This is a genomic window from Larkinella ripae (assembly GCF_054780775.1).
On the sequence record NZ_BAAGVR010000025.1, the window covers coordinates 204,085 to 216,121 of the forward strand.

Genomic DNA, 12,037 nt, shown 5'->3' on the forward strand with positions numbered 1-12,037 from the left:
CAGGCAGATGCCAGTTTTGACCAACATAGTGACCATGAAGGAATCCCGGAGCGGCCCGTTCCGACAGTGGCTGTGGGTTTTGCTAACGGTTTTGTTACCGGCTTGCCAGAATTCAACCGTTGAAGCGCCCAAAAATCTAATTCCGGAAACGACGATGGCGCGGATTCTGACCGAAATCCACCTGGCCGAAGCGCGGGTGACCAAGCTGAACCGGATTTCGCAGGACAGTAACACGCTGATCTACAAACGCCTTGAAAAGCATATTTTTCAGAAATTCCAGGTCGATACCGCTGCCTACTCGAAGAGCTACACCTATTATTCGTCGGACCCGGAGAAGCTGGCCGACATTTATAAACAGGTGACGGAAGAGTTGGAACGGCGCAAAAAACCGGGTGACAGCAGCAAGGTGGTGAAACCCAGTTTGCCCGCCCGCCTTAAAAGTCTGAAGAAATGATTGCCGTCATCGGAGCCGGAATTTCGGGCCTAACGCTGGCCTACGAACTCCAACAACGGAACATCCCGTGCCGGGTTTTTGATCGCAGCAGCGAACCAGGCGGTTTGATGCGTTCCCGGCGCGAGGGTTCCTACCTGATCGAACTGGGCCCGAACTCGTTGTTGGGGGATGCCGACCTGCTTGCCTGGCTCGATCAACTGGGACTGACCCCGGAAATCCGGTTTGCCAAACCCGTTAGCAAAGCCCGGTTTATTTACCGCAACGGTCACTACCGGCAATTGCCGTCGGGGCCGCTTTCCCTGCTGTTTGGCTCATTTTTTAGCTGGAAAACGAAAAAAGCCATCTGGCGGGAACGGACCAACGAAACGATTTCGGTCCCCGGCGAAACCCTGAGTGCTTTTTTTCGACGCCGGTTTTCGGCGGAAGTGGTGGACTATGCGCTGGCGCCGTTTGTCTCGGGCATCTACGCCGGTGATCCCGACCGGCTGCTGGTTTCCGAAACGTTTCCAATGCTGCTGGACTACGAGCGGAAATACGGTTCGGTGCTGAAAGGAATGATCAAAAACGCGGGTTCGTCCGGTCGGCGGCAGTCGTTCACGTTTCGCGATGGGCTGCAAACCCTGCCAAAAACACTGGCGGCCCGACTCACCAGCCTCAACCTGGGCGATTCGGTAAACCGGCTGGACAAAACCGAAACCGGCTGGCGGCTGGAAGCGCAAAGTGGTTCGTATCCGGTCGATGGCGTTGTGCTGGCCTGCGATACGAATGCGGCCGCCGGTTTGCTCGAAACTCACCGGCCGAAATTGGCGTCGTTGCTCCGGCAAATCGATTATCCGCCCATGATTGCCGTGCATTCGGTCTATAAAAAAGCCGCCGTTCAGCACCCGCTCAACGGTTTTGGTGGTTTGAATCCGCGCGCTGAGGGGCGGTTTGTGGCCGGACACATCTGGAACAGTTCGGTTTTCGACGAACGCTGCCCGGCTGACGAAGTGTTGTTGACCAGCCTGGTAGGTGGGCGGCAGGGGATCGAAAACACCCGGCAACCCGACGAGATGGTTCGGCAGCGGGTTCACCAGGAATTAAGTGAAGCATTCGGCATTCGGGCCGAAAAACCGCAACAGCAGTGGCTTACCCGTTGGGAGCGGGCCATTCCGCAGTACGACGCCCGGATTGTACCGGTGAACAACGAAGTGCCGGCGCTCGAGTCGGATGGAATCTACGTTTGCAGCAACTGGTACCGGGGCAGCAGCCTGTCGGATTGTATTCGCAAGGGCCGGGAGCTGGGGGCGCGTCTATCGGAATTGGAAAAGGCTGACTTCTAGGCGGTTTTAACAAATTTTAAGATCCATATTGCATAAAATCGGCCGTTTTTTAAGTTATTTAATCAGGAAATACCTTAACCCGATCAGACCTTGAAAGAATGCTTAGTGGTCATTCCGACCTACAACGAAATCGAAAACATCGAAGCCATTATTCGAAAAGTGTTGAGTCTGTCAACGCCTTTCGATGTACTGATTGTCGATGACGGCTCACCGGACGGTACTGCCCTGCGGGTGAAGGAATTACAGGAAGAGTTTGATCTGGGTGGGTTGTCGGAGCGGCTTCACCTGATGGAACGCAAAGGCAAGCTGGGCCTCGGAACAGCCTACATCGCCAGTTTTCAGTGGGCCTTAAAAGCAGGCTACCAGTACGTGTGTGAAATGGATGCCGATTTTTCGCACAATCCCGAGGATTTGGTGCGTCTCTACGAAGCGTGTCTGCAAGGCAACGACGTCGCGGTTGGCTCGCGGTACATTACCGGAGTTAATGTGGTGAACTGGCCCATGGGCCGGGTGCTGATGTCGTATTTTGCGGGCGTTTACGTGCGGTTTATTACCGGCATGTCGGTGATGGACCCCACCGCCGGTTTTATCTGCTACAACCGGGTCGTTTTGAACGCCGTGCTGCAAAATAATATTCGGTTTGTTGGCTACGCTTTTCAGATCGAGATGAAATTTCTGAGCTGGAAATACGGGTATCGCATCACTGAAGTGCCGATTATTTTCACCGATCGTACGAAAGGCGTTTCGAAAATGTCGACGGGAATTTTCAAAGAAGCGGTTTTTGGGGTTCTGCAAATGAAAATTGCCAGCTTTTTCCGGCAATACATTCCACCACCGAAACAAGCGGATGTGGTACCGGCCAAATCGGAAGCCACCGAAGCGGTGTAGGGTATCCTATATCGCTTTTTTAGTCTTTGTATTATTTAGAGTTCCTCTATAGCTGTCTTCCCTCGTTTTCGTTCCTCTGCCGGGCTGCCAAAACCGTCCAGTTGCTCCAAAAGGCAGCCTTAAATTCTCCCGGATTTCCGGAAATTAGAAATCAGCGATGGAAATCTAATTGTATTATATAAAGAATCTTTGCATTTTTCAATTAATTCCGTTTCTTGAGTAAACGGATAAGGTAAAAATTTAAAGGAGGCAATATTTTGTTTAACAAAATATTATTTGGTTTAGATAAGTGCAATTATAATATCTATCTGAATATAAAATTGCACTGAAAATCAGTGTCTTATTTGGGTAGAACTAAATGTCATCTTTATATAGTTACTTTGTTGAAACAAGTAAGAAAAAGGTTTCCACTGTAAACAAATAGAAAGATGAACACCACACTGAAAGCTTCGTTAATCGCCCTCGGAATGGGCTTTGTTATGATTTGTGTCGTTGACGCCGTTACTCCTCAATCGCTGATTGGTTCACTACTGGGCCAATCGAAACCGAAAGCCAATGTAACGGTTGTTGTAAACCGGGTCGATGATCAGCCGGTTACGGTTCAGTTGTCGAAACAGAACGGCGAGGTAATTGCCAGCGGCCAACTGGTTGAAGGGAACACGATTCACTTTGGTTTGAAAGATGCCGAGAACGGTACGTACCGGGTTGAAGTTTCCAACGCAACTACTAAAAAAGTAAAAGACGTAACACTGTCTGCCCAAAAGGCGGTTTAATAAGAAACGGATAAAAAATCCGGTCTGCTTACTGCTAAGCCCAACAGTTTTAATAACTTGTTGGGCTTAGCTTTTTTATGTCTTCACGTTTCCAATACCTGTGGATTGGCTTTTTGTTGGGAATAACGCTCGGCGTTCAGGCCCAAAAGCCACTATATACCCAAAAACAACGCACGGCGCTCGGACAATTGAGTCGGAATTTGCAACAGGACCGCCGACCGTCGTACCGCCGGGCCGTTGAAATTGCGCGGAAGCGCCGGATTCCGCTGCGCCGGGAACGCGCGGACGGAACGGTCATTGTGCTGGATGATGCCGATGAGCGGGGAAATCTGCTGTTTAAGGCAACGGGCAGTGCCACCCGCGCCGGCACCACCACCCGCACCTCGTCGCTGTATGCGGGCGGAATTCTCGGCCTGTCGTTGTCGGGAAACGGCGCGTCCGTGCGCGATAAATTAGGCATGTGGGATGGCGGAAAACCGCGCACGAGCCACGTCGAGCTCACCGGCCGGATTACGCAGGCCGACAGCGTCACCACAATTTCCAACCACCCGACCCACGTGGCCGGCATCATGATGGCAGCGGGGGTTAACGAACGGACGCGGGGCATGGCGTTTGGGGCCAACCTGAAGTCGTATGATTTCGAGAACGATCACGCCGAAGTGGCGGCCGCGGCTACTAATCTGCTCGTTTCCAACCATTCCTATAATATTCAGGCCGGCTGGATTTTCGACGCCGACCGCGCCGGGGAATTCAAATGGGAGTGGTGGGGCGACACCACCATCAGTGCCACCGAAGATTACAAATTTGGTATTTATAACAACGGAGCCCGCAACTGGGACCGCGTAGCCGTGGCGGCTCCGTACTATCTGCTGGTTAAATCGGCGGGGAATACGCACGGACAGAACGGCCCCGGTGCCGGGGTGACGTATTGGCTGGGCAACACCAATACGCAGAGCAAAACCGCCCGGAATAACCAGAATGGCTACGACCAGATTTCGACGGACGGCAACGCCAAGAATATTCTGTCGGTTGGTGCGGTGAGCAGCATTCCGACCGAATACGCCCAGCCCTCGGATGTCCGCGTGGCGAGTTTTAGTTCGTGGGGGCCCACCGACGACGGACGGATAAAACCGGATCTGGTGGGCGTGGGTGTTAGTGTCTTGTCATCCGGATCGGCCAACGACAACGCGTATACCACGCTCTCGGGTACGTCGATGGCGACTCCGAACGTGGCCGGTTCGCTGCTGCTGTTGCAGGAATATTACGCCCAGGTGCGCAACGGCCAGCCGATGCGGTCCTCAACGCTGAAAGGCCTGGCGCTGCACACGGCCAGTGAAGCGGGCGATGCGCCCGGCCCCGACTACCGGTTTGGCTGGGGGCTGCTGAACGCGGAAAAAGCCGCCCGCGTCATCGGAAATACCGACAAAAGTCATGCGCTGGAAGAGCGAACGCTGAATCAGGGCGACCGCCAAACCGTGCAACTGGTGGCGTCGGGCCGCGGGCCGCTGGTTGTAACGATTTGCTGGACCGATCCGGAAGCCACGGCCCTGGGGGCCAGCGTTGCCAACCTGAATAACCGCAGTCCCCGGCTGGTGAATGACCTGGATATCCGGTTGGCCGACGGCGCGCGAACCGTACAACCCTGGGTGCTCGATCCCGAAAACCCCGCCAATCCGGCGACGCGGGGGGATAACATTCGCGACAATATCGAACAGATTCTGATTGCCGATGCGGTTCCCGGAAAAAGCTACACCCTCACCATTTCCCACAAGAGTACACTCCAGGGTGGCCGGCAGGATTTTGCGCTGATCATGAGTGGCGTAGGCGGAAGTCCGTACTGTCTTTCGGCGGCAGGTTCGGCGGGTTCGGCCAACATCGACCGCGTGCGGTTCGGAACCATTGATCAGGCCGGAAACAGCGGTTGCCAGCCTTATTCGGACTTCACGGCTGCGAATACGGCCGTATCGATTGGTCAGAAAGTACCGCTGGAGGTAACGATTGGAAGTTGTGGCGAAAACCGGCTGACCATCACGAAAGCGTTTATCGACTGGAATCTGGACGGGGATTTTGAGGACGCTGGCGAATTGGTGGCGACTTCGGAAGCGTTGACGACAACGGCCATTTTTTCGACGACGGTGACTGTGCCGGGTGGTTTGCCGGACGGACAGGTTACGCGAATGCGCATCGTGACGGTAGAAACAACGGATGCAGGGGCGGTTTCGGCCTGCGGTACCTATCCGAACGGTGAAACGCAGGATTATCTGGTGCGGTTTGCGCGGGCGCAGAACGATGTGGGCGTCAGTGCGCTGGTATCACCGCAGGACGGCTTTTGCAGACAGTCGGATGTTCAGGTGGCCGTAACGGTTCGCAATTACGGGGCTGCCGAACAACAAAATATTCCCGTTGCCGTCCAGATTGTGGCTCCTTTCGGATCGGTGGTTGCCACTTTGCGCGACACACTTCGGGCGGTTTTGGGCCCCTCGAAAGAAGCACAACTCCTTTTGCGCGGGCCGGCAAGTCTGTCGGCAACGACCGCCTACCGGTTTACGGTCCAGACCCGGTTGCCGGGTGATCAAAACGCGGCTAATGACGAATGGGTGAGCATCCTGACCACCTCGGCGGCTGCGACGGAGCCGGGCAATTTCTCGGTTTCGGCCTGCGACACGAGCGTCGTTTCGGTACGCAACACCGGGGCCGGTACGGCGTTTTGGTACGACGCCCCCACGGCTGGCAATCTGGTAGGGGCGGGAAACCAGGCGACGGCCTTCCGCCGACCCGCCAGCGGGGTTTATTATGCCGCCCTGAATGAATTTTCGGGAGCCGTTGGTCCGGCCAGCAAGCAAGCTTTCGGGGGCGGCACTTATTCGGGTAATTTTGGTCCGCAGCCGCTGCTTACGACGCAGGTGCCTTTGGTGCTGGAAAGTACCCGGCTTTACATTGGCAGTCCGGGCCGAATCATTTTCACCGTCCAGCGGCTAAATGGCACCGCCGTTTCCAGTGTTGCCCTCGATGTGACACCGACCCGCAGCCCGGATACGCCCGTGGGAACACCCCCTTCCGGGCAGCAGTCCGACAATCCGACCGATCCGGGCGCGGAATACCTGCTGAACCTGTCCATTCCTGAAGCCGGTACCTACAAGATCGCCATCGAGTATGAAGATGGGGCCACAATTTTTCGGAGTAATATCGGCGTCAGCGGTTTTCCGTTTCAAATTCCCGGCGTTGTAAGTCTGAAAGGGTCGGTTTTTAACAGTGATACGCTGACGAACGCCTATTATTATCTGTATAATTTGCGGGTTAAAGCCACTGGTTGTCCGGCCCCGACCCGCGTGGCGGTTACGCTAAAACCGGGTTCGGCAGTCGTGGCCACCATCACGCCGGAAGGTGCCACCGATCTTTGCCGGGGCAGCGAGGTGGTGCTGCGGGCCCGGGATGTGGCGGGTTATGCATACCAATGGTTGAAAGACGGACAGGCGGTTTCGGGTGCTACTTCTTCCACCCTGGCGGTTTCGACGGCCGGTTCCTACAGCGTTCGGGTAGCGGGCGAGTGTCCGCCGGTGACCTCGGCGGCTGTCGTGATTACGCTCAAAGATCCGCAGGCACCCAGTATTTCCCGCGATGGCTATACGTTGCAATCCAACGCGGCAAGCGGTAACCAGTGGCTGCTGAATGGAAATCCGATTGCCGGAGCGACGCAGCAAACTTATACTGCAACCCAGTCGGGGCGGTATTCGGTCCGGGCCAACGTCAACGGGTGCGCCGAACTGGTTTCGCCGGAAATCGCGCTGGATGTAATCACATCGGTTCAAGTGCCGGTTTTTGCGGGGACGCGACTGCTTGTTTCACCAAACCCGGTTGCGCGGCAGATGACCGTTCAGTTCGTGCCGGAATCCGTTAAAAACCGGATTTACCGCAGTCTGGTGGTCGATGCGCACGGGCTGGTGCTGCGGTCGGCGGTTTTGACCCGGACTTCTACCGATTATTCAGTGACGCTGGACGTATCGACCTTGTCCGCCGGATTCTACTTTGTCGTCATTCAGGATGAACAGGGAAAAACCGTGCAACGCGCTAAAGTGTTAAAACCGTAGCGGGAATGCGGATCGGGGTTGCAATCGTGATCCATGAAGCTGGCTATTACTCCCGCGCCAGGGCAATTACAATTGCACCGGCTGCCATCAAAACCGCTCCGGCAATAACCTGCCAGTTTACTTTTTCCTTCAGAAAAACAACCGCCAGTATAATTGTAAAAACCAGCGAAATTTTGTCCAGGGGTGAGGCACGGGCGGCATCGCCCAATTTCAGCGCCCGAAAGGAAAGCAGAGAGGAAATGCAGGTGATGATGCCCGCGATGATCAGGTAAACCCAGACGCGACGCTCGATCCGGCTAATGTCGGCCAGGCTGCCCTGACCAATGACGACCCCCCAGGAAACAAACAGAATACAAACCGCTTGAATTGCGAAGGCCAGACTCGGGTCAACATGCTTGATTCCGGCCTTGGAAAGGGTCACAACCAGTGCTGACGTAAGGGCGGCCAGCAACGAAAAAAGAATCCACATCGTCGTGTTAAGAAGGGTATTAACCAGTAAGCCCGGAAATGGTTAAAATGATTCAGAATCTGATTCAAAGGTTTTGGCCGCCCCTGATTTCTTTCTTGATCCTGGCCTTGATGGCTTTCCTTACGGGTTTCCTTCTACGTGAGCGGCTTCATTCAGTAGAACGAAGCCGCTTTTACAATACACAGACGAGGGTAGTCTACTCGTTCCCCATTCATCAATAGACGGGTTGGGCATCCACCAGAAAGGACTTAAACCATGCCGACGTCATAGGGCCTATTTCTCCTATATAAGGCGCCATATCGTGGCTTCCGGGAGAAAACTTCAACTTGACCGGCACATTGTTATCCTTGAAGGTTTGGTAAATACTCATTACATATTCTCTTTTGATCCCCGTATCTGTTTCCCCATGAATCATTAACACCGGCTTATTGCCCGGAGCAATGGACGCCGGATCGGCAAGGCCCACCAACTCAATGATAGAAGAAATTGCCATGCTTTGACTAGGATCTGCATCGTTTTCATAACTCTGACTTGTCTGGTTGGCATTAATACTTAAGGCTATACTAGCACCCGATGAAAAGCCAAAAACGCCGATGCGTCCTTTATCAACGCGCCATTGAGTCGCATTGGCACGCAGCCACCGAATTGCACCCAGTACATCCTCTTTAGCATTATCCGCAGCTGCTACGAAATCGGGATCTGTAATTTCGTTTTTAAAATTTTTCTTTGATACGCGGTGATTAACCAAAACCGCCAGGTAGCCACGCTTAACGAATTCGTTTGCGTATAGAGCAACGTGTTCCTTATCACCACCGGTGAAGTTACCCCCATGAATCAGAATAATGGCAGGTCGTGCCGCCAGAACGTCGCCCCGAAGCTCATAAATATCCAACTTTTGGGTTTGCAATACGCCATTTTCATCAACCGACTGGCCAAAAGGAATATTATAGGTTCGAATTGTCGGCAATCCCAGATAATCAATATATCGCCGGGGAGCGTTCTGGGCATTGGTTTGAGTGCTCAAGCCAAGCACAAAACCGAGTAGACAGAATAGATATAGTTTCACCATGAGTGTCTGATAATATATGGTTTGATTATAATTAGATCCTTTTATGAGGAGAAGGAAAAACCGCTAAATAAAACTTTAAAAGACTAAATTAGTTTTCTGTTGTTGGACTCATAACTGTAGTTACGTGCTTATGCAAGGCATCAAATTTTGATTTTATATTTTCTTCTTCGTCAGAACTAGTATCAGGTAAATCAAATATACGCCCTTCTATATAGCCATCACCCTGAAGCTTAACCAGCGTTAATATAAGGTCAGAATTGAGCTTATTCACTAACCGAAATATATTGGGAAAATAAGTCGCTTCTTTTGAAATATCATCGACCAGAATAATGACAATTCCACCTTTTCGTAAAATGCTTCTTACTTTAACTAATATATAGTGATCTGTAAACAAAGCAGGAATTCTTATTTTGGTACCTGTTACATATAAATAACCGTCTTTAGGTACGTTTTTCACAAGTATAGCATCTGGTATTAACCCGCGTTCAATTAAAAGACGGACCGAAAGCAAAACCAATGGCATGTGGATAGAACATACCACTAATCCATTTGGATACTTCTCCTTTAGTAACTCTGCCCCCTGTACTTTTATGGGTACCGGAAATTCAGTAAGCGGTGGACTACTGGCCCGGATAGCTGACATTAAGGTATCTAACTTGGCTGATTGAACCTTACGAAAACTATTTTTCAGGCGTTCTTCCGGTGACTCAATAAAATAGGAAAAGTATCTTGTCAGGGTAAATGCAGTCCCAAACCACTTTTCTGTTGGCAATGTGAGCGTAATAAATTTAGCAGCGATTCTGGAAAGCATAGCAAATAGTAAAGGTATTTTTATTGGATTTTATCGTTTCTTAATTAAACAACCAGGATAGAGTTCTAACTGTACACTACAAAAAACCATCTTGAAGCTACCTCACAATTTTAAATTTAATAAAGACAGGCAAGTTATCCAAAAAAGTTTGTGGAGAACGAACGCGCTCATCGTCTATTACCTTATTAAGATTACTTCACCTTGTTTTACTAATCGGCCGTTTGTTTTACTCTGGCTGGACTGATAGTCAAGTTTCCAGAAGTAGGTACTCGATGGGCAATGCTGGCCACTTGAGGTACCATCCCAGAAGTCGTTGGGATTCGATGAGGAAAATATTACCTCACCCCAGCGGTTATATATTTTCATTTGAGCCTCAATCTCTACATTACTTTTCCATTCAAACACTTCGTTTATTCCATCGCCATTTGGGGTAAAGACATCCGGCGTAAAAATTAAGGTTGCTGGCAAACAATTATCGAGAATGGTAAAATTCTTTTGTACTGAACACCCAAACTCGGTGCTGATTTGCACTGTATACCGGCCGGGAAGGCTCGCCAAGAAGGTAGGTTCATTAGTGCCGCTAGAAGTCCAGAAGTATTTCAGATTTTGACCACTTGCTTTTGGATCTAAGCTGATAGGGGAACCCATCTGGCAGTTCAAGGTAGAATCGATTGAAAGATCCAGTTTCGGTACTGGGTGAAATGTCACCAGCGATGAATCACTAACGGTACAGTTATCGATTGTTACCTGGAGTTTATATAAACCCGAGGCTTTAGGTTTGTATTGACGCGTTGTGTCACCCGTTGACCAGCGAAATTTAGCCTTGGTATTCGTAGGATTAAGCACTGGGCTGAGTTCAATTACTTCATTCTCACAAACCTCCCGGTTTCCTGTTATGGTAAGATCGGGGCCGTTTATTTTTACCGCTACAGTGTCATTTTTTAGCAGCGAACACCGGTTTACGTAACTTACGGTATACACTTGATTGGTACTTGTCAGTAGCTGCGGATTCCGGATATGTGTGTCATTCAATCCAGTGTCGGGCTTCCAGTCATATTTGCCGTCTATCGACAAACCGGCGACCAGCGTAAGTGTTTCTTTCGGGCAGGCCCTAAGGGTTTTATAGGCGATTAGGTCCTTTGGGGCATATAGCGTATGAGCGTTACCGGCGGTTCCTGTAGAAGAAGTGAAGCCAAAGTAAACCTCTTGAGTTCCTCCGAAAACATCATTAATTAAATCGATCGACTGACTGATTCTGGGAACACAATCTACCTCTACCTGAATGAAATGGGTAACGGCATTCCAGCTTAGTTTCACAACATGATCCAGACCATCTTTAATGGAATTGGAAGTCGTAGAAATGGGCACAGGTTTAGGGAAGGACGTATTAAACTGATGCCCATTATTGCCATCACGAACCAACGCCATATGATCCCCGCGCGGGTCATCCGTCTCTCCGTTGTAATGCGTATCGAACTCGATTCCAAAGGACGGACGCAGGCTTTGATCCCGGTAGCCAATGCCCGAGCCCGCTCCACCCAGAGCTTTGGTTCCCGCGGTTTGCATCACCACGGTTATTCCGTCGGCGGCAAAATTGTTTGCGCTAAAATTTACCGTAAACTCAACTTCGAATGAGTCGGCTAGTCTTAGAAGTTGATTATACCACAGAGCTCCGGTTTGCGGTTGGCCAGGACGTTCCTGAGTTAATGAGACATAATCTGCCACTGAGGCAGGTTGAGCTGAGCCAACGAGTGTATAACCACTCTGCGCTTTAGCCGCGAAACTACTTGCTAGCAGGCCAGCCAATAAAAATAGGCATTTATAATATGGATTAGCAAATACGTTCATACGGCATTCAATTCTTTCGCCACACTTATATACCAAAGAGCAAATAAAGCAGACAGTATATACTATTTATCAGCACCGGCCAATAAAATGGCCAGCTCCTCGACAATTAGGAATGTTCGTAGTTAGTTACTACCCGGTTTTAAATGAAATTATAAAACCCGACAAAACTTCTATACCGAAGGGATTTATTTACTCAATCGTTTTCAAATAGTATTATATAAAGATAATTTTAATCTAATACGTACTTTAGCGGGGTCAGGAATCAAATTTTATTAAAGGTTGATTTGTTATACTTTAACTGATCAGTGAAATTTG

The 12,037-nt window shown here is 50.7% G+C and carries 9 protein-coding genes; 5 read left to right on the plus strand and 4 right to left on the minus strand.

Annotated elements, in window-relative coordinates; all coding sequences use genetic code 11:
• Positions 1-34 precede the first annotated feature (34 nt).
• The 5 genes from ACYVHX_RS20895 (at position 35) to ACYVHX_RS20915 (ending at position 7,525) form a co-directional block, all read left to right on the plus strand.
• Positions 35-454, plus strand: coding sequence for a DUF4296 domain-containing protein (locus ACYVHX_RS20895; protein WP_460673633.1), 420 nt, complete (start codon positions 35-37; stop codon positions 452-454).
• Positions 451-1,776 (plus strand): protoporphyrinogen oxidase, encoded by a 1,326-nt coding sequence (hemG, locus tag ACYVHX_RS20900; protein WP_460673634.1) that lies wholly within the window; start codon positions 451-453, stop codon positions 1,774-1,776. The genes ACYVHX_RS20895 and hemG overlap by 4 nt, the downstream gene beginning before the upstream one ends.
• Positions 1,777-1,866: 90 nt before the next feature.
• Positions 1,867-2,664 (plus strand): polyprenol monophosphomannose synthase, encoded by a 798-nt coding sequence (locus tag ACYVHX_RS20905; protein WP_460673635.1) that lies wholly within the window; start codon positions 1,867-1,869, stop codon positions 2,662-2,664.
• Between the two features lie 428 nt (positions 2,665-3,092).
• Positions 3,093-3,437 (plus strand): hypothetical protein, encoded by a 345-nt coding sequence (locus tag ACYVHX_RS20910; protein ID WP_460673636.1) that lies wholly within the window; start codon positions 3,093-3,095, stop codon positions 3,435-3,437.
• Positions 3,438-3,514: 77 nt separating this feature from the next.
• Positions 3,515-7,525: a S8 family serine peptidase gene (locus tag ACYVHX_RS20915; RefSeq protein ID WP_460673637.1), complete on the plus strand. Its 4,011-nt coding sequence runs from the start codon at positions 3,515-3,517 to the stop codon at positions 7,523-7,525.
• Positions 7,526-7,571: 46 nt separating this feature from the next.
• Here ACYVHX_RS20915 and ACYVHX_RS20920 read toward each other — a convergent pair whose 3' ends face one another.
• The 4 genes from ACYVHX_RS20920 to ACYVHX_RS20935 all read right to left on the minus strand — a co-directional run bounded on the left by ACYVHX_RS20920 (position 7,572) and on the right by ACYVHX_RS20935 (position 11,722).
• A complete protein-coding gene (locus tag ACYVHX_RS20920; RefSeq protein WP_460673638.1) occupies positions 7,572-7,994 on the minus strand; it encodes an EamA family transporter in 423 nt (140 codons plus the stop codon).
• A 214-nt stretch (positions 7,995-8,208) separates the two neighbouring features.
• Entirely contained in the window at positions 8,209-9,063 is an 855-nt protein-coding gene (locus ACYVHX_RS20925) for an alpha/beta hydrolase (protein WP_460673639.1), read from the minus strand.
• Between the two features lie 88 nt (positions 9,064-9,151).
• Positions 9,152-9,874 carry a hypothetical protein gene (locus tag ACYVHX_RS20930; protein WP_460673640.1) on the minus strand — a complete coding sequence of 241 codons (723 nt, stop codon included), beginning with the start codon at positions 9,872-9,874 and terminating at the stop codon, positions 9,152-9,154.
• A 177-nt stretch (positions 9,875-10,051) separates the two neighbouring features.
• Complete coding sequence (locus tag ACYVHX_RS20935) at positions 10,052-11,722, minus strand: lectin-like domain-containing protein (RefSeq protein WP_460673641.1); 1,671 nt, start codon at positions 11,720-11,722, stop codon at positions 10,052-10,054.
• Positions 11,723-12,037 lie beyond the last annotated feature (315 nt).